The following is a 17,522-nucleotide window of genomic DNA, read 5'->3' as shown; positions in this document are numbered from 1 at the left end:
GATCCGCTTTGTTGTCATGCCCTAATGTCGCAAAAGACAGCACACAGCTTGCTTTCGCTTTGCTGTGTGCTGCCTTTGTGAGGTTCCTTACTTGCTAACTAAGTGACATTGGGCTTTCGCCGGGGCGCTTTTTTATCAATTGGGAAGCGATCAGCACTTCTCGAAGATGGTGGCAACACCCATGCCGCCGCCAATGCACAGGGTGGCAAGACCCTTCTTGGCGTCGTCACGCTTTTGCATCTCGTGGAGCAGGGTGACGATGATGCGGGCGCCGGAAGCACCAACGGGGTGACCCAGGGCGATGGCGCCGCCGTTGACGTTGACCTTGCTCATGTCGAAGCCCAGCTCACGGGCCACGGCGATGGACTGGGCGGCAAAGGCCTCGTTGGCCTCCACCAGGTCCATGTCCTCGATCTTCAGGCCGGCCTTCTCCATGGCCTGGCGGGAAGCGGGAACGGGACCCACACCCATGATCTTGGGATCCACGCCGCCCTGGCCCCAGGAAATGAGCTTGGCCATGGGCTTGAGACCGTACTTCTCCACAGCCTCGCCGGAGGCCAGGATGATGGCGGCAGCGCCGTCGTTGATGCCGGAGGCGTTGGCGGCGGTGACGCGCTGAACATGCTTCTTGGCGTCGGCCTCGTGGATCTGAGTGGGCTCAAAGGTGTGGACGATCTCGTCCTCCACGCCCTCGGGGCCTACGGGGAAAGCGCCGCGCAGCTTGGCGATGCTCTCAGGAGTGACGCCGGCGCGGGGGAACTCGTCCACCTTAAACTCCACGGTCTCCTTCTTCTTCTTGATCATCACGGGGACGATCTCGTCGTTGAAGCGGCCGGAGTTGAGGGCGGCCTCGGCCTTGTTCTGGGAGGAGGCGGCGAACTCGTCCAGCTCTTCCCGTGTGATGCCCCACACGTCGCAGATGTTCTCAGCGGTGGTGCCCATGTGGTAGTTATTGTAAGCGTCCCACAGGCCGTCCTTGATCATGGTGTCCATCATCTTGTTGTCGCCCATACGAGCGCCCCAGCGGGCGGCGGGGATGGCATAGGGGGCGGCGGACATATTCTCGGTACCGCCGGCAACCACGATGTCGGCGTCGCCGGCAGCGATGGTACGGCCGGCCTCAATAACAGACTTCATGCCGGAGCCGCACACCATGCCCACGGTGTAGGCGGGGACGGAGGTGGGCACACCGGCCTTCAGGGCGGCCTGGCGGGCCACGTTCTGGCCCAGGCCGGCGGTGAGGATACAACCGAACATGACTTCATCCACCTGCTCGGGCTTCACGTTGGCCCGATTGAGGGCCTCCTTAATGACAACCGCGCCCAGATCAGCAGCGGGAGTATCCTTCAGAGAACCACCGAAGGAGCCGATGGCGGTGCGGCAGCAGCTAACAACATAAATGTCTTTCATAGTGTTTACCTCCAGTCGTTTGATAACGGCGCCCGGCCTGAGCGCCCTGATTTTAATCCGCTCTTTCTGTCATCATAGCAGAGCGTGAAAGAAAAAGCAATAAAATTTTCTTTGTTTTGGAAGGATTGGCCCCTGCGCCGGGAAATCAGCCGTTGAATTTCCCCATGGCCCGGTCCAGGCCCTCACTGAGGATACACTCCACCGCGTCAGCAGCCCGTTTGACGGCGGCATCGATGGCCTTCTTGTCCTCCCCCTGGAACTTGCCCAGTACCCAGTCGGCCAGGTCATAGTCCGGGTGGGGCTTCTCCCCCACCCCCACCCGCAGACGGGGGAACTGGTCGGTGCCCAGGTGCTGGATAATATTTTTCAGGCCGTTGTGCCCCCCGGCGGAGCCCTTCAGGCGGATGCGCAGCCGGCCCACGGCCAGGGCCGTGTCGTCCGAGACCACCAGGATGTGGTCAGGGGAAATTTTGTAAAAATCCGCGGCCTGGCGCACGGCCTCCCCGGACAGGTTCATATAGGTAATGGGCTTCATCACCAGCACCTTTTCCCCGGAAATGGTGAAAAGGTTGGTCAGGGCCTTAAATTTCAGCTTCTGGATGGGTTTCCTTTGCCGCTCGGCGATCTCGTCGGCTACCATAAACCCCACATTGTGCCGGGTGTTTTCATACTTGTCCCCAGGGTTGCCCAGACACACCAGCAGCCAGCCGGCTCCCCCGGAATCTTTTTTAAACAGCATAGTCTTTCCTCGCTTAATGCTTAAAACACAGGGGCGGGTAAAGCTACCCGCCCCTGTGCTGGCGTCATCAAATGGTTCTTACAGGAACAGAGGAGATACGGAGGTCTCCATGTAGATGTGGCTGATGGCCTCGGCAAACATATGAGCCACGGAGATGTACTTGATCTTGTCGCACTGCAGGCCCTCTCTGGGGGGAATGGTGTTGAGGAACATGACCTCGGTGAGGACACTGTCCGTGATGCGCTGGACGGCGGGGCCGGAGAGCACACCGTGGGAGGCGCAGGCGGTGACGTCCTTGGCGCCGCCGATCTCCACCAGGGCCTTGGCGGCGTGGCACAGGCTTCCGCCGGTGTCCACCATGTCGTCCAGGAGGATGACGTGCTTGTCCTTCACGTCGCCGATGATGTTCATGACCTCAGAGGAGTTGGCCTTCTGACGGCGCTTATCCACAATGGCCAGAGGCATGCCCAGCTTCTGGGCGAAGGCACGGGCACGGGCCACGGAGCCCACGTCGGGAGAGACGACCATGGTGTCGTCGCTGTTGTCCTTGAACTTGCGGTTGAAGTAGTCCACAAAGATGGGGGAGCCCAGCAGGTTGTCCACGGGGATGTCAAAGAAGCCCTGGATCTGGTTGGCGTGCAGGTCCATGGTCAGCACCCGGTCGGCGCCGGCCTGGGTAATGAGGTTGGCCACCAGCTTGGCGGAAATGGGATCGCGGGGCTTGGTCTTGCGGTCCTGACGGGCATAGCCGAAGTAGGGGATCACAGCGGTGATCCGGCCGGCGGAGGCACGCTTCAGGGCGTCGATCATAATGAGCAGCTCCATGAGCGCGTCATTGACGGTGCCGGGCTTGCCGTCCTTCACAAAGGAGCAGGTGGACTGGACGACGAACACGTCGGAACCACGGACGGTCTCATAGATGGAGGCAAAATTCTCTCCGTCAGAGAAGCTGCCTACCTCGCAGTTGCCCAGAGGGATGCCCAGCTCCATGCAGATGTCCTTGGCCAGCTTGGGGTTGGAATTGCCGGTGAAAACCTTGATGTCCTTCCCGTGTGCAATCATAGTTGAAATCCTCCAAATCTTTTTTGGGTCGGCGCAGCATCTGCCGCCCATTGTAAATATGCGGATGGGTCTATTGCCGGTGGAATCTTGTCCACAACGTTACTTTTTTCCTTTTTTCTCCCGGTTGGCTGCCGCCCAGCCCTCCTTCACCTGCTGGCGGCTGCGGCCGATGACCATGGCGTCCACCGGGATATCCTCGGTCACGGTGGTGGCGGCGGCGATAAAGGCCCCGTCGCCGATCTTCACCGGGGGAACGAAATTGGTGTTGCAGCCCACAAAGACGTTGCTGCCGATGGTGGTGCGGTGCTTGTGGAAGCCGTCGTAGTTGCAGGTGACGGTGCCGCAGCCGAAGTTGCAGTTGTCGCCCACGTCGCTGTCGCCCACATAGGTGAGATGGGCCATCTTGGTCCCCTTGCCCAGGTTGCAGTTTTTCAGCTGGACAAAGGCGCCGATTTTGGAGCCCTCCCCCACCACACAGTGGGGCCGGATGTGGGTGTAGGGGCCGATCTGGCAGCCCGGCTCAATCTGGCTCTCCTCGCACTGGGAGGCGTTGATGGTGCAGTTATCCCCCACCTGGCAGTCGGTGAGCATCACGTTGGGGCCCAGCTGGCAGTTGGCGCCCACGGTGGTCTTGCCCCGGAGAATGGTGCCGGGCAGCAGCAGGGTGCCGGGGCCGACGGTGACCTCCTCTTCCACATAGACGCTGGAAGGGTCCATCATCACAACGCCGGACTGAAGCAGCTGTTCCCGCTTTGCCTGAAAAGCGGCTTGGTAGTCTTTCATGGTTCCTCCTGATCAAAACGCCCCGAAAAAGGGCAAAAAATTAACTGTGTTCATTATAGCATATTATTTTGTCTTTTTCCATGACAATCCAAAATTTTTCAAAATGTCAAGAAACCAAATATAACCAGTGAAAATCTGTGAAATATTGCAAAAACCGCCCCTCCCTGTGTGGGAGAGGCGGCCATTTGTTTGTGTTTAGCAGACAGATGTCAGCGGACGTACCCCCAGGCGCTCCCGCAGGCGGGAGGGGCGGCAGATCCGGGACAGCTCCAGTCCGGCGCAGACCGTGTCCACCAGGTCCACCAGCCAGGCCTCCAGAGACCGGGGCAGGGCACCTCCCAGCGGCCACATGTGAGAGAGAATGATATTCTCCTCCTTGCGGGTGAGTTTGGTGACCCGAGCGGCGTTTCGGGCGGCAAAGCGGGGGTGGTCGAAGCACTGGTTGCCCGGATGGGCGGATTTATCTTTGGAATCGTACAGGTACAGGTCATGGAGCAATCCTCCCCGTGCGGCGGCATGGGCATCCAGACGGAGAAAGCGGGCCACACGGTAGGAATTGTAGGCCACAAACAGGGAGTGATCCAGGGTGGTGACGGGACCGTGGTGTTTCCATCGGCCCATCATCCGCACTAGGTCGGAATCCAACAGTTCGCGGGTCAGTTCCAAGAATTCATGCTCACGGATTTTCAGGCTCATTGGAATCAGTCCTTTCCGGGCGCAAGCCCATTGTTCTATCTTCATCTTACACCAAAGTGGTTCAAATGTCATTTCATAAATTTTTAAAAATTCACCGTGTCTGTCCCGTCCCCTTGATGAGGAACTGATAGGTGCACAGCTCCTGCAGTCCCAGGGGTCCGCGGGCGTGGAGCTTCTGGGTGGAGATGCCCATCTCACAGCCCAGGCCAAACTCGCCCCCATCGGTAAAGCGGGTGGAGGCGTTCCAGTAGACGGCGGCGGAGTCCACCTGCCGGAGGAAGGCCTTTGCACGGGCCTCGTCCCCGGTCACAATGGCCTCGCTGTGGCCGGTGGAGTGCTCGGCAATGTGGGAAACCGCCTGCTCCACCCCGTCCACCACCTTGACGGCCAGGATGTAGTCCAGAAATTCGGTGTCAAAGTCCTGGGCTCCGGCCGGAGTTCCGGGAATGATCGCGGCGGCCGTTTCGTCCAGCCGCAGCTCCACGGGGGGCAGGCCCTGGGCGCAGCGGTCATCCACCAGGCGCTTATGAAGCCGGGGCAGGAACTCCCCGGCAATGGAGCGCTCCACCAGGCATACCTCGGCGGCGTTGCACACGCTGGGCCGGGAGCACTTGGCGTTTTCCACAATGGCCAGGGCCATGTCCAGGTCGGCATAGCGGTCCACATAGATGTGGCAGATGCCCGTGCCCGTCTCCAGCACCGGGACGGCGGCGTTGTCCACACAGGCCCGGATGAGACCCGCGCCCCCACGGGGGATGAGCAGGTCAATGAGGCCCCGTGCGGCCATCAGCTCGTTGGCGGAGGCGCGGGAGGTGTCCTCCACCAGCTGGAGGGCAGCGGCGGGCAGGCCGGCCTGAGTAAGGCCCTCCTTCAGGGCGTCTACAATGGCGGCGGCGGAGCGGTGGGCCTCCTTGCCGCTGCGCAGCACACAGGCGCTTCCTGCCTTCAGGGCCAGGGCGGCGGCGTCGGAGGTGACGTTGGGCCGGGACTCGTAGATGATGGCAATGACCCCCATGGGGGCGGCAGTTTTTTCAATGACCAGGCCGTTGGGCCGCTGTACCCGGCTTCGTACCTCCCCCACCGGGTCGGGCAGGGCGGCCACCTCCCGAATGCCCTGGGCCATACCGGCGATGCGTTGGGGGCTGAGGGCCAGGCGGTCCAGCATGACAGCAGAGATGGTCCCACGGGCCGCCTCCAGGTCCAGGGTATTGGCGGCTAAAATGGCGCTCTCATGGGCTACGAGGGCATCCGCCATGGCCAGCAGGGCCTGGTTTTTGGCCGCGGTGTCGGCCAGGGCCATGGCCCCCTTGGCTCCCTTTGCCTGCAAAAGAAGTTCCTGTGTGGTCATGTCAGATTCCCTCCTTGTTCCTGGACAAAAACCGGGTGCCCACGGCCTTGCCCTCGGCAATGTCATAAAGGCGATCGGGATGTTCTCCGTTGGTGATCACCATGTCGCACCCGGCGGCGGTGACCATCTTGGCGGCCCGGAGCTTGGTGGCCATGCCGCCGGTGCCCAGGCTGGAGCCCACGCCCCCGGCCAGGGCCTCCACTTCGGGGGTGACCTCCTCCACCATGGGGATGAGCCGGGCGGTGGGGTCCTTCCGGGGGTCGGCGGTGTAGAGCCCCTCAATGTCGGAGAGGAGCACCAGCAGATCGGCCTTCACGGAGCAGGCCACAATGGCCCCCAGGGTGTCGTTGTCCCCCACCTTGATCTCCTCGGTGGCGATGGTGTCGTTTTCGTTGATGACGGGCAGCGCGCCCAGCTCCAGCAGCCGGGCCATGGTGTTTTCAAAGTTCTGCCGCCGGTCGGGGTGGTCCACGTCCTCACTGGTGAGGAGGATCTGGGCCACGGTGTGGTTATACTGGGCAAAAAGCTTATCATAGGTGTACATGAGCTCGCACTGGCCCACGGCGGCGGCGGCCTGCTTGGTGGGCATGTCGGCGGGCCGGCCGGGGAGGTTCAGCTTGCCCACCCCCATGCCGATGGCCCCGGAGGAGACCAGGATCATCTCATGGCCCGCATTTTTCAGATCGGAGAGCACCTTGACCAGCTCCTCCACATGGCGGATGTTCAGCCGCCCGGTGGCGTGGGCCAGGGTGGAGGTGCCCACCTTCACCACAATTCTCATAAACGAAACCCCCTGTGTGTTTGATCGAAGATAAGGAGATTTTTACTTGGCCAGGGCCAGGGTTTTCTCATAGGCGGCAATGACCGCGTCCATGGCGGCCGCCCGGAAGCCCCGCTGCTCCAGGATACGCACCCCCTGGATGGTGGTGCCGCCGGGAGAGCACACCGCGTCTTTCAGCGCGCCGGGGTGCTTGCCGCTCTCCAGCACCATCTGGGCCGCCCCCGCCGCCATCTGGGCGGCGTAGCGCAGGGCCTTGTCCCGTGGCAGGCCGCAGGCCACTCCGCCGTCGGCCAGAGCTTCTAAAAAGAGGTAGGCAAAGGCCGGACCGCAGCCGGACACAGCGCTGGAGGCGTCAATGAGGGACTCCGGCACCGGGTCGATGAGCCCCGCCGGGGCCATAAGGGCGGCAAAGGCGTCCAGCTCCTCCTGGGTGACGTCCAGGCCGCAGTACTGGACCACCCCCACGCCCAGAGCGCTGGGAGTGTTGGGCATCATGCGGATGACGGGATAGTTTCCCCCGGCCAGGGCCCGGATCTTTTCACAGGTGAGGCTGGCGGCCATGGTCACCAGGATGAAACGGTCCCGGCGCTGCTCCAGGATGGGGGCGATGCCTTCCAGCATCCCGGCCATCATCTGGGGCTTGACCCCCAGGAAGATGAGCTGGCACTCCTGGGCCACGGCGGCATTGTCCGCCGCCTCCCCTCCCCCAGGCAGCTCCTGGGCCAGAGCCTGGGCTTTGGCCGGGGTGCGGTTAGAGAGCAGAATACGCCCGGCCAGGCCGCTTTTGGCGGCGGCGGTGGCAATGGCGCTGCCCATGTTCCCGGTACCGATGAAACCAATGCAGTTGTACATGGCAAATCCTCCTACTGCCGCTTCCCCGCAGGTGGGCGGCAAATCATTTTGAGATTAGGGCTATTGTATCACAGGATTGGGGAGAAGGGGAAGTTAAAGATGTGGGAAGAAAAAGATAAGAAAACCTTAAGAAAACCTTAATGGCATTTGCCGCCGGGATGAAATATACTATGTGTACTAATACAGCTAGTACAGTTCGCTCCACCTTTGTGGGCGGAGCGCGTAAAACCGGGAAATCCCGGAGAGAGGAGGAAACCATGCTCCATTTGGATTATCGGGATGCCCGACCCATTTACGAGCAGGTGAAAGACGGGCTGCGCCGTCTGATGGTCACCGGCGTCATCCGGGAGGGGGAAAAGCTTCCCTCCGTGCGGACCATGGCCGGGACGCTGGCCATCAACCCCAACACCATCCAGCGGGCCTATGAGGCCCTGGAGGCGGAGGGATATGTCTATTCCGTGCCGGGGAAGGGCTCCTTTGCCGCCCCCAATACGGGAGTGGATGAAGGACGGCGCACCGAGCTATACCGGGTCTTTGACCAGGCGGCGGCGGAGCTGCTGTTTTTGGGGGTCAAGGGCCAGGAGCTGCGCGGCAGGATCGGCCGTTTGGAGGGAGGAAAAAACGGATGATACAGGTCAACAATGTGGTCAAGACCTTTGATGGGTTCCGGGCCCTGGACGGGCTCAGCATGCATGCGGAGAAGGGTTCCATCTACGGTCTGGTGGGCCCCAACGGAGCGGGAAAATCCACCATTCTCCGTCACATTATGGGCATCTACCGCCCGGATTCCGGGTCGGTGCTGGTGGATGGGCAGCCGGTGTATGAAAACCCGGCGGTGAAGGCAAAGATCGCCGCCATTCCCGACGAGCTCTACTACTTTACTTCCGCCACCACACGGGATATGATGCATTTTTACCGGGGGCTCTATCCCCAGTTTGACAACAAGCGCTACGAGGCCCTGAAGGAGGCCTTCCCCGAGGTGGATGAAAAGCAGCCCATCCGCCGCCTCAGCAAAGGCATGCAGAAGCAGAGCGCCTTTTGGCTCACTCTGTGCTGCAATCCTGAGGTGCTGGTGCTGGATGAGCCGGTGGACGGCCTGGACCCGGTGATGCGCCGCCAGGTGTGGTCCCTGCTTATGGGCGACGTGTCCCAGCGGGGGACCACGGTGCTGGTGTCCTCCCACAACCTGCGGGAGCTGGAGGACGTGTGTGACCATGTGGGGGTGCTGTCCCACGGAAAGGTGCTGCTGGAGCGCTCCCTTACCGACCTTCAGGACAATGTGGTCAAGCTGCAGATCGCCTTTGCCGACGGCCAGCTGCCCCAGCTGCCGGAGGATCTGAACCTGCTCCACACCACTCAGGTGGGGAGGGTCTATACCCTCATCGTCCGGGGCAATCCTGCGGACATCCGCAAGCGTATGGCGCAATATAACCCCATTCTCATGGAGGCGCTGCCCCTGAGTCTGGAGGAGATCTTTATTTATGAAATGGGAGGTGAGGACTATGGCGTTCGGGACATCGTGCTTTAATGGAACCCTGTACCGCAAGTCCCTGGCCCGGTTCTGGCCCCTGTGGGGGCTGTGGGGCCTCATTTGGATGTTCCTGATTCCCCTGCGTATGCTCAACAACTACTTTGAGATTCTGCGCTGGAGTGGAAGCATGGGAGAGGCCCGGCAGAGCATCTATCAGGATGCCCAGCGGCTGGGTGAGCTGCTGACTCCGGGGGTGTGGCTGGCCTGCGCCTTCGGGGTGCTGGCGGCCATGGCGGTGTTCGGGTATCTCTACTCCACCCGCTCTGCCTGCATGATGCACGCCCTGCCCCTGCGGCGGGAGAGCCTCTTTATCACCCAGTATCTGGCGGGCCTGTCCTTCCTGCTGCTGCCCCTGGCGGCAGTAGGGGTCATTACCCTGGCGGCAGAGCTGATCCTGATCCCCTCGGGACAGTGGGCGCTCACCGTCCCCAGCCTGGGGGTGGCGCTGCTGATCCAGGCGGGGGTGTGCATCTTCTTCTTCTCCTTTGCCAGCTTCTGCGCCATGTTTACCGGGCACATCCTGGCCCTGCCCGCCTTTTACCTGATTTTCAACGGATTGGTCTATGTGGTTTACTATCTGGTGACCATGCTCCTGCGGCAGTTCTTTTACGGATATAACGCCAGCTACTACAACTTCTGGGTGACCTGCTGCACTCCGGTCTATGCCCTGAGCGAGGCCTGCCGGTGGGAATTGACCAGCTTTTCTGATCGTACGATGACGGTAGAAGATTGGCACCTGGCCTCCCCCACCATGGTGGCGGTCTATGCCGGGGTGGGCGTGCTGTTCGCCCTGGCGGCCCTCAGCGTCTACCGCCGCCGCCATGTGGAGAGTGCGGGCGATGTGGTGTCGGTGAAGGTGGTGCGGCCCATCTTCAAGTATGGTGTGGCCCTGTGCTCCGGCCTTTGCCTGGGCGTATTTACGGCAAGCTTTTTCAACTGGCGCAACGATCCCCCCACGGGGCTGATTGTCTGCGTGCTCCTTTGGACGGCGGTGGGCTACTTTGCCGCCGAAATGCTGCTGAAAAAGTCCTTCCGGGTGTGGAAGGCCTGGAAGGGCGGCGTGGCCGCCGTGGCGGTGATGGGCCTTTTGTGTGCGGTGTGCGTTTTCGACCTGTTTGGGGTGGAGAAGCGGGTACCCAGTGTGGACAGTGTGGAAAAGGTCTACTTCTACGGGGACATCGGTTACCCCTATGATGACGGGCGGCTGCATTTTGACAACACCAGCGACCCCCGGCTGATTGAAATGGTCACCCAGCTCCATCAGAAGGCTGTGGAGGAGAAAGGCCGGGCCCAGCAGGTGGGTGGGGACGACTATATCTATTTCAATATCGACTACACCCTGAAAAACGGTTCCACCATCAGCCGAAATTATACCAGCATTCCGGTCTACAAAGACGAGCTCCAGGATCCGGATACCCTCACCGGCTGGGCCCAGGGGATGCTGGAGGACCGGGAGCTCATCGAGCAGATGTATAACTTTGACTACTATGAGCAGGGCCAGCTTACCCAGACCTATCTGGTGGATGTCTGGCAGGAGAAGGAGGAGTACTTTGGGACCCTCTTCCTGGAGGACCAGTCCCTTGCCGATCTGCGCAAGCTGTGGGAGGCGGTGCGTCTGGACTTTGAGGAAGGGAACATCGGCGTACACACCCTCTTCACCGACCCCGGCCAGGGCGACATGAACCCGAAGCTGGAGTTTACCTGGGTTTTTGAGACGGATAGCAGAAGCCCCACCTCAGACCGGGAGGGCTCCAAGTCCATCCTCTATGAGGAATGCACCATTGCCGTCACGCCCCAGGCAAAGCACACTCTGGCCTGCCTGGAGGAGATGGGATTGCCCAATGGGGGTTATCGGCTCTTCCACGACAATTAAGGCAAAAAAACGGATGGCAAACGCCATCCGTTTTTTTAAGCCTATTGAAAAGTCCTGCTGCAAGGAGTTCTGACGCCCGCAGGCGGCAGAATAAAATTTCATTTTGCCGCTGTTTCCATGGGATTTATCCGATGATGGTAGTACCTGCCGAGCGCTGGCCCAGCATGTGCAGCAGCAGGGCATGCTCCCCCCGGCCGTCCAGGATGGAGACCTCCCCTACCCCGGCGCGGATGGCGTGGACGCAGCCCCGGACCTTGGGGGCCATGCCCCCGGCAATGAGCCCGGCATCGATGAGCTCCTCCGCCCGCTTGATGTCCATGCGGTCCACCGCGGTTTTGCTGTTGTGGCTGTCGATGAGGATACCTCCCACGTCGGTGAGGAATACCAGGTGCTCGGCCCCCAGGGCCTCGGCCACCGCACGGGCGGCATCGTCGGCGTTGCAGTTGAGGCTCCCCCCGTCCTCACCCAGAGCGATGGGAGAGACGACGGGAACAAAGTCCGCGTCCAGAAGGGTATTTAATACCTTGGGATTGACTTTGGTGATCTCCCCCACCCGTCCCAGAGCGGGGTCCTTCACCGCGGCGGTGATGAGACTGCCGTCCTTGCCGGAGATCCCCACGCCGGACACCTCCAGCCGGGCCAGGTCGGCCACGATGGCCTTGTTCACCTGGGCGGACAGGGCCAGCTCGGCGGTCTCCAGGGTGGTTTCATCGGTGTAGCGGTAGCCGTTTACAAAGTGGGTGGGTACCTGGAGCTTGTCCAAAAGGGCGGTAATGTGCTTGCCGCCTCCGTGGACCAGCACCACCCGCATGCCCACCATCCGCAGGGCGGCCACGTCCTGGAGGGTGGTGTCCTGGTCGGACGCTGCCCCGATGGCCGAGCCGCCGTATTTCACCACCACGGTCTTTCCCTCGTGGCGCTTGAGGATGGGGAGAATGGACAGCAGGTTTCGCACCTTCTCCATGCCGTCCAGGCCGTGCTGCACGTCGTATTCCTGGAGGAAGGTGTGGACATAGTCCACGTCCGAGGGAGTGTCGATATACTGGTTGCCCCGCTTCTGGCGGGTCTCTGCCCCCTTGCCGGTGATAAGCAGGACGGAGGGCGCATGGCAGCCCAGAATGGCCTGGCGGATGGCCTCTCCCCGGTTGGGCTCGATGGAATATTCACAGTTTTCCTTTGCCACATACTGGGAAATCCACCGGCAGATGTCCAGGGTGTCCTCCTCCCCGCTGTCCTCCTCGGTGAGGATGACAAGGTCGGAGTACTTGCCCGAGATCTCCCCCAGATCCTTTCGCCGGTCCAGGGCCTTTTTGCCGGGGCAGCCAAAGACCGTGACCACCCGGCGGCCGGGGTACTCCGCCTGGACAGAGCGGAACAGGGTCTCAAAGCTCATGCGGTTGTGGGCGTAATCCACAATGGCGATGACTGTGTCGTCGGCGTTGGAGTAGACCTCCATCCGTCCGGGGACACGGGCCTTCATCAGGCCCACATAGATGCACCGCTCGGGGATCTGGAGCCCCTCGCACACGGCGATGGCGGCCAGGGCGTTTTCCACATTGAACAGGCCCGGCATGGTCAGCCGGAACTCCCGGAAAAAGCGGCGGGTGCGCACCCGGAAGAGAATGTCGTTGCCCCGCTTGCGCACCTGGGAGGCGTAGACGTCTGCCTGCTCGTTTTTCTGAGAGAAGGTATAGACCGGCTTTCCGGCCCCCTGGGCTGCGGCCAGGATCCGGTCGGCGTGTTCGCAGTCCAGGTTGACGCAGTTGACGGCCCCCTGGGCAAAGATCTTCAGCTTGGAGGAGAAGTAGTCCTCAAAGTCCGGGTGCTCAATGGGGGAAATGTGGTCGTAGCCGATGTTGAGGAAGCAGGTGGCGGCAAAGTCGGTACACAGGGAGCGGTGGTACTTCAGGGCCTGGCTGGACACCTCCATGGTGAGGTACTCCATCCCCGACTGGGCTCCGTGGGCAAAGTGGCGCTGGAGCTCCAGAGGCTCGGGGGTGGTCAGGTGGGACTCAAAGCGCTCCACCCCGTCGTAGGTGTCGATGGAGGAGACGATGCCGCTCTCCTGCCCCCCTTTTTCCGCCATATACTCGTCCAGAATATACTTCAGGTAATAGGCGGTGGAGGATTTGCCCTTGGTGCCTGTAAGGCCGATGACCTTTAACCGCCCGGAGGGGTGGTCGTAGAAGAGGTCGGCCAGGGGGGCAATGGTCCGGCGCATGTCATGGACCAAAATGCCCGGCAGTCCCGCCTGGGGATAGGGGGTTTCGCTCACATAGGCAATGGCCCCCTTCTCCCGTGCCATGTCCAGAAATTCCGGCTTGAAGTGGGCGCCCTTGCAGAGAAACAGGGTGCCGGGCACCACCTCACGGGAGTCGTAAGAGACCAGGGCAATGGGGGAATTTTGGTCCATTTCCGGGGAAATGGGGGCGGAGAGCAGGTTCTCTTTCTCCAGCAGGGCGAGATATTCCTTCAGTGTGTGTACCATAGGGCACCTCTTTTATTTGATGAAAATATGGCGCAGGGGCTTGCCGCAGGCCTGGACGGCCCGCTCGGCCAGCACGGCCATGGCGTCGGTGTAGAAGGGAGGCAGGTGGTGCTTGTCGGCAAAGACGGACAGCTCTGTGCAGGCCAGCACCCCGCAGTCGCAGCCCTGACTGAGCAGGTCCTGATGGATGTCGGCAAATTTTTGGGGGTCGCCGTCCCGCCCGGCTTTAATGTCGTCGTAAATGAGAGACATGACCAGCTCCTGGGCCTGGGGAGAAGGAATGACAGCCTGTATTCCCACAGCAGAAAATTCCTTTTGGTATAGTCCGGTCTGGATGGTTCCGTCGGTGGCCAGGATGCCTGGGCGTTTGTAGCCCTGGGCGGCCAGCAGCTTGGCAGTCTCCCGGATCATATGGAGGATGGGGATGGAGATCTGCTCCTGCACCCGGTCCAGAAAAAAGTGGGAGGTGTTGCAGGGCACCGCGATGGCGGTGCAGCCTGCCGACTCCAGCAGCCGGGCGTCGGAGAGCAGGCGCTCATAGACCGCCTGCCGGGCCTTCTCGCTGCCCAAAATGGCGGCGGTGCGGTCGGGCATGTCGCTGTCCGAGAGGATCAGGGCGTTGACATGCTCCTGGTCGGTGCGGGCATCGGTGCGGTCGATGACAAATTGATAAAAGGTGTTGGTGGCCTGGGGCCCCATGCCGCCCAGGACGCCGAGACGTTTGTTCATAGTATCACCATTTAAAGAGAGGGTTTTGTTTCTCCCAAAAGGGGGCCACAGGCCACGCAAAAGGCGGCACAGCCGCCCCCAAATGGAAGCCCAGCGAAGCGGGTTCCATTTGGAAAGGAGGAGCGGCGCAGTGAGCGAGCTTTGCCCGTCAGGGCAAAGGGAGGGATAGGAAGCCCGCGACGACGCGGGGCCCCATGCCGCCCAGGACGCCGAGACGTTTGTTCATAGTTTAATCCTCGCTGGGTACCTTGTTGTATTGGTCAAAGCGCTTGATGTTGCCCAGGTGGTTTTTCCACACCCGAATCCGGCGCTTCAGAGAGCTGTCCCCGGAGTAGACCAGGGAGTGGCAGTCCGCCCCTGCCTTGATGAGGGCGCGCATCTCCGGGTGGTACTTCTTGGGGGTAAACTTGAAGGCCACCTTCCGGGGCACCATCCGCCACAGGGAGCGGTTTTTGGTCATGCGGAAGGGAAGCTCCTTCCCCTCCACATAGTCCTCCACCACCAGCTTTGCGATGTTGTGCCCCGCCCCGGTGACATAGTAGTTGCTCCGGCCCTGGCGGCAGTTGATCTCAAAGGCCTTGTACTTGCCGTCCCGGCGGTCGTACTTGATGTCAAAGTTGGAGAAGCCCACAAAGTGGAGGCTTTCCAGCAGGGCTTTGATGTTCTCCTCCAGGGCCTCATCGTGATCGGTGATGATGACGGCGTGGTTGCCGATGCCGTGGGGGGAGTGCTCTTCCAGAAGCACGTGGCCCAGGCACATGAGCTTCACCTTGCCATTGTGGTCGGAGTAGTTGGTCAGTACCCGCATGTAGCTGTCGTCTCCGGGAATAAACTCCTGGAGCACCATGTGGTCGGCGTAGCCGGCGGCGTAGACATGGTCCAGGCTTTCAAGCAGCTCCTCCCAGCTCTGGCAGATGTACACCTTGGCCAGGGAGTGGTCGCCGCAGGCCCAGTAGGCCACAGAGTCCGCAGGCTTGGCGATGTAGGGCGGCCCCCAGGGAAGGGAGAAGTCGTGGCCCATGGACTTGTCGTAAATGAAGGTAGCTGGGTGATCCACCCCGTGCTGGTCGCACAGCTCATAGAACTTCTCCTTGTTGATCAGGGTGTCCAGCAGTTCCCCGTCAATGTAGGGGGCAATGACATTGTCCGGCAGGTTGTCCTTGCAGTGGGCCGCCAGCTGGACATAGCTGTCCCCGCAGCCCAGCAGGAGGATTTTCTTATCCGGAAACTCCCGGGAAACCGCCTCTACATTCCGGCGGAAGGCATCCATATCCTCGTTTTCCGGGCACACCCGGTAGTCAATGATGGCGCTGCCGTGGCAGGGAAAGGAGGGGTATTTGCCAAAGGCAATGGAGCGCACCCCATAGGCCTCGTGAAAGGCACGGGCCACGCTGTATACGTTGATGTCGCCGCCGAAGAGAAGGGGCTGGAAGGGAAGGGCTTGATTCATAACAGAATAACTTCCTTTGTTGTAGTAGTTGTCATACAGGATGGGACCTGTGAAAGCTTATCGGTATTCAATCTGGCAGCCCTTGGCAAACAGGGGGTCCAGGTCGAAAATGGCCAAATCGCCGCTGGAGCACTTCAGGTTGGTCACGTCCAGCAGGGTCTCCCCTGCCCCGATGGGGCCCAGGAGCTTGGCCCGCTGGTCGCCGATGCGCACGGTGCGGTGTTTGTTCCGGCGCCAGGCGTGGAAAAAGGCCCAGAAGCCGCTCTCTCTGGGACGGGTGACTCCGTAGCCGTTCTGGTAGCCCACGGGGAGCACCGCCACACGGGTGGGCTTTCTCAGGACGATGGGCCGGTCGGTGCCGATGATGTGGCCCTTGGGCAGCCACCGCACCTCCGCCAGGGGGACCTCCCCATAGCCCACGGTTTTCAGCCGGTCATCCTTGGTGCGCCGGCACCGGCCCAGGATGGCCGAGCCCGCCCGCACCGCGTCCAGCCGGGCGCCGTCGTTGTGAAGCAGGGCGAAGGAGCCCGCCGCGTGTACAAGGCCCGTCTCAAACCCGGCCTTGTGAATGACATCCAGCACCTGGGAGAACTGCTCCAGCTGCTGCTGGGCCTGGGCGTCCTTGAGCTTGGCGGCGTGAAGCTGGGTGTAAATGCCGGAAAGGGCCACGTTGGGCAGGGAGCGGTAGGCCAGCAGGATCTTCTCCGGCTCGCTGACCAGAAAGCCGCCGAATCCCATGCCCGTGTCCACCTGGATGTGGGCGTCCACCACGGTGGAGCGGTTTTCCGCCAGGGCGTTGAGGGCCATGCCCGTGTCCACCGAGGAGATGGTGCACACTACATTCAGGTCCACCAGCCGCTCCAACTCCTCCCGGTCGGTGGTGGAGCGGAGCATTAAAATCTCCTCGTCCACAAAGCCCGCCTGGCGAAGCTTCTCGGCCTCTTTGACCTCAGACACGGCAAACCGGCCGATGCCCTCCGCGCGCAGCAGCTGAGCCAGGGGGACGATGCCCGCTCCACCCCCGTCGCCGGTGAGCACCCCAAAGATGGCCGCCCCCGCGGCCCGGTCCTTAATGACGGAGAGGTTGTGCTTCACCGCCGACTTGTCAATGATCAGCTTGCGCATAAAAAGGCCCCCTTTTTTTATCTCGGGATGGTTCCGATCCAATTTGGTTCCTGCATTCCCAAAGCGCGTGTACCTTCACGACATACCATATCACTTTATTTTACCACCCATTGGGGGAAATAGCAATGAAAAAGGTGGGCCTGGCCGTCTCCAGCCCGGTTTCGGTTGCATTCCAGGGGCGGTTGGTGTAAAATATATCCACACTTGGTGAAATTATAAGGAAAATTTGAATACTGGAAAGGAGCGCGCAGGTATGGACGACAAGGTAAAGGATCTGCTGGACCGAATCCGGGGAACCGCCAGCGTGGCGGCGGATGCCGCCGCTGACACCGCCCGTGTGGCCGGAAAAAAGGCCGGCCAGATGGTGGATGTGGCCAAGCTCAATGTGCAGCTGTTTGACCTGAACGGGGACTATAACGAGGTTATGCGCCAGCTGGGCCAGGTGATGTACGACACCCACAAGGGGCAGGCCCCTGAGGGTGACCCGGTGACCCAGCTTCTTATAAAAGCAGATGAGCTTGCAGAGAGAATTGCCGAGGTAAAGGCCCGGATCGCAGACCTGCGCCAGGCCCAGACCTGTCCCGCATGCGGCGCTCCCTGCGGGAAGGGCGACAAATTCTGCCGCACCTGCGGCCAGGCACTTTAAGGAGGAAAA

The 17,522-nt window shown here is 61.2% G+C and carries 16 protein-coding genes; 4 read left to right on the top strand and 12 right to left on the bottom strand.

Annotation, left to right across the window (positions count from 1 at the left end; genetic code table 11):
• Positions 1-150 precede the first annotated feature (150 nt).
• The 8 genes from ACTQ3R_RS02070 to proC form a co-directional block, all read right to left on the bottom strand.
• Positions 151-1,410 (bottom strand): acetyl-CoA C-acetyltransferase, encoded by a 1,260-nt coding sequence (locus tag ACTQ3R_RS02070; protein WP_441777353.1) that lies wholly within the window; start codon positions 1,408-1,410, stop codon positions 151-153.
• Between the two features lie 145 nt (positions 1,411-1,555).
• A complete protein-coding gene (gene pth, locus ACTQ3R_RS02065) occupies positions 1,556-2,149 on the bottom strand; it encodes an aminoacyl-tRNA hydrolase (protein ID WP_441777354.1) in 594 nt (197 codons plus the stop codon).
• Between the two features lie 78 nt (positions 2,150-2,227).
• Positions 2,228-3,211 carry a ribose-phosphate pyrophosphokinase gene (locus tag ACTQ3R_RS02060; RefSeq protein ID WP_441777355.1) on the bottom strand — a complete coding sequence of 328 codons (984 nt, stop codon included), beginning with the start codon at positions 3,209-3,211 and terminating at the stop codon, positions 2,228-2,230.
• A gap of 99 nt (positions 3,212-3,310) precedes the next feature.
• Positions 3,311-3,994, bottom strand: coding sequence for a DapH/DapD/GlmU-related protein (locus tag ACTQ3R_RS02055; RefSeq protein ID WP_441777356.1), 684 nt, complete (start codon positions 3,992-3,994; stop codon positions 3,311-3,313).
• A gap of 195 nt (positions 3,995-4,189) precedes the next feature.
• Positions 4,190-4,690 carry an HD domain-containing protein gene (locus tag ACTQ3R_RS02050; protein WP_441777357.1) on the bottom strand — a complete coding sequence of 167 codons (501 nt, stop codon included), beginning with the start codon at positions 4,688-4,690 and terminating at the stop codon, positions 4,190-4,192.
• A 91-nt stretch (positions 4,691-4,781) separates the two neighbouring features.
• Positions 4,782-6,038 (bottom strand): glutamate-5-semialdehyde dehydrogenase, encoded by a 1,257-nt coding sequence (locus ACTQ3R_RS02045; protein WP_441777358.1) that lies wholly within the window; start codon positions 6,036-6,038, stop codon positions 4,782-4,784.
• A gap of 1 nt (position 6,039) precedes the next feature.
• A complete protein-coding gene (gene proB / locus ACTQ3R_RS02040) occupies positions 6,040-6,819 on the bottom strand; it encodes a glutamate 5-kinase (protein ID WP_441777359.1) in 780 nt (259 codons plus the stop codon).
• Between the two features lie 42 nt (positions 6,820-6,861).
• A complete protein-coding gene (proC, locus tag ACTQ3R_RS02035) occupies positions 6,862-7,671 on the bottom strand; it encodes a pyrroline-5-carboxylate reductase (protein WP_441777360.1) in 810 nt (269 codons plus the stop codon).
• Positions 7,672-7,928: 257 nt separating this feature from the next.
• Between proC and ACTQ3R_RS02030 the strand changes: the two genes are divergently transcribed.
• From ACTQ3R_RS02030 to ACTQ3R_RS02020, 3 genes are read left to right on the top strand one after another with little or no spacing between them, the layout of a single operon-like run.
• Entirely contained in the window at positions 7,929-8,300 is a 372-nt protein-coding gene (locus ACTQ3R_RS02030; protein WP_441777361.1) for a GntR family transcriptional regulator, read from the top strand.
• Positions 8,297-9,199 (top strand): ABC transporter ATP-binding protein, encoded by a 903-nt coding sequence (locus ACTQ3R_RS02025; protein ID WP_441777362.1) that lies wholly within the window; start codon positions 8,297-8,299, stop codon positions 9,197-9,199. The genes ACTQ3R_RS02030 and ACTQ3R_RS02025 overlap by 4 nt, the downstream gene beginning before the upstream one ends.
• The gene (locus ACTQ3R_RS02020; RefSeq protein WP_441777363.1) at positions 9,174-11,075 is read left to right on the top strand and encodes a hypothetical protein; all 1,902 of its coding nucleotides are present in this window, start codon (positions 9,174-9,176) and stop codon (positions 11,073-11,075) included. Before ACTQ3R_RS02025 ends, ACTQ3R_RS02020 begins: the two co-directional genes overlap by 26 nt.
• 124 nt (positions 11,076-11,199) lie before the next feature.
• Here the strand turns inward: ACTQ3R_RS02020 and argB are convergent, their stop codons facing one another.
• From argB to ACTQ3R_RS02000, 4 genes are all read right to left on the bottom strand, one after another.
• The gene (argB, locus tag ACTQ3R_RS02015; RefSeq protein WP_441777364.1) at positions 11,200-13,563 is read right to left on the bottom strand and encodes an acetylglutamate kinase; all 2,364 of its coding nucleotides are present in this window, start codon (positions 13,561-13,563) and stop codon (positions 11,200-11,202) included.
• A gap of 12 nt (positions 13,564-13,575) precedes the next feature.
• Positions 13,576-14,292: an aspartate/glutamate racemase family protein gene (locus ACTQ3R_RS02010; protein WP_441777365.1), complete on the bottom strand. Its 717-nt coding sequence runs from the start codon at positions 14,290-14,292 to the stop codon at positions 13,576-13,578.
• Positions 14,293-14,521: 229 nt separating this feature from the next.
• Positions 14,522-15,742, bottom strand: coding sequence for a carboxylate--amine ligase (locus ACTQ3R_RS02005; protein ID WP_441777366.1), 1,221 nt, complete (start codon positions 15,740-15,742; stop codon positions 14,522-14,524).
• A 57-nt stretch (positions 15,743-15,799) separates the two neighbouring features.
• On the bottom strand, positions 15,800-16,867 hold the full coding sequence (locus ACTQ3R_RS02000; protein ID WP_441777367.1) for an alanine racemase: 1,068 nt from the start codon (positions 16,865-16,867) through the stop codon (positions 15,800-15,802).
• A gap of 253 nt (positions 16,868-17,120) precedes the next feature.
• Between ACTQ3R_RS02000 and ACTQ3R_RS01995 the strand changes: the two genes are divergently transcribed.
• Positions 17,121-17,513: a zinc ribbon domain-containing protein gene (locus ACTQ3R_RS01995; RefSeq protein ID WP_441777368.1), complete on the top strand. Its 393-nt coding sequence runs from the start codon at positions 17,121-17,123 to the stop codon at positions 17,511-17,513.
• Positions 17,514-17,522 lie beyond the last annotated feature (9 nt).

The organism is Lawsonibacter sp. LCP25S3_E2 (assembly GCF_052117285.1).
Lineage (GTDB): Bacteria > Bacillota > Clostridia > Oscillospirales > Oscillospiraceae > Lawsonibacter.
The sequence above is the reverse complement of the archived record's forward strand: the minus strand, read 5'-3'. Positions and strand labels throughout refer to the sequence as shown.

Bases quoted from the DNA above. Each gene is read 5' to 3' on its own strand.
- ACTQ3R_RS02070 (WP_441777353.1), bottom strand. From the start codon at position 1,410: ATGAAAGACATTTATGTTGTTAGCTGCTGCCGCACCGCCATCGGCTCC.
- pth (WP_441777354.1), bottom strand. From the start codon at position 2,149: ATGCTGTTTAAAAAAGATTCCGGGGGAGCCGGCTGGCTGCTGGTGTGT.
- ACTQ3R_RS02060 (WP_441777355.1), bottom strand. From the start codon at position 3,211: ATGATTGCACACGGGAAGGACATCAAGGTTTTCACCGGCAATTCCAAC.
- ACTQ3R_RS02055 (WP_441777356.1), bottom strand. From the start codon at position 3,994: ATGAAAGACTACCAAGCCGCTTTTCAGGCAAAGCGGGAACAGCTGCTT.
- ACTQ3R_RS02050 (WP_441777357.1), bottom strand. From the start codon at position 4,690: ATGAGCCTGAAAATCCGTGAGCATGAATTCTTGGAACTGACCCGCGAA.
- ACTQ3R_RS02045 (WP_441777358.1), bottom strand. From the start codon at position 6,038: ATGACCACACAGGAACTTCTTTTGCAGGCAAAGGGAGCCAAGGGGGCC.
- proB (WP_441777359.1), bottom strand. From the start codon at position 6,819: ATGAGAATTGTGGTGAAGGTGGGCACCTCCACCCTGGCCCACGCCACC.
- proC (WP_441777360.1), bottom strand. From the start codon at position 7,671: ATGTACAACTGCATTGGTTTCATCGGTACCGGGAACATGGGCAGCGCC.
- ACTQ3R_RS02030 (WP_441777361.1), top strand. From the start codon at position 7,929: ATGCTCCATTTGGATTATCGGGATGCCCGACCCATTTACGAGCAGGTG.
- ACTQ3R_RS02025 (WP_441777362.1), top strand. From the start codon at position 8,297: ATGATACAGGTCAACAATGTGGTCAAGACCTTTGATGGGTTCCGGGCC.
- ACTQ3R_RS02020 (WP_441777363.1), top strand. From the start codon at position 9,174: ATGGCGTTCGGGACATCGTGCTTTAATGGAACCCTGTACCGCAAGTCC.
- argB (WP_441777364.1), bottom strand. From the start codon at position 13,563: ATGGTACACACACTGAAGGAATATCTCGCCCTGCTGGAGAAAGAGAAC.
- ACTQ3R_RS02010 (WP_441777365.1), bottom strand. From the start codon at position 14,292: ATGAACAAACGTCTCGGCGTCCTGGGCGGCATGGGGCCCCAGGCCACC.
- ACTQ3R_RS02005 (WP_441777366.1), bottom strand. From the start codon at position 15,742: ATGAATCAAGCCCTTCCCTTCCAGCCCCTTCTCTTCGGCGGCGACATC.
- ACTQ3R_RS02000 (WP_441777367.1), bottom strand. From the start codon at position 16,867: ATGCGCAAGCTGATCATTGACAAGTCGGCGGTGAAGCACAACCTCTCC.
- ACTQ3R_RS01995 (WP_441777368.1), top strand. From the start codon at position 17,121: ATGGACGACAAGGTAAAGGATCTGCTGGACCGAATCCGGGGAACCGCC.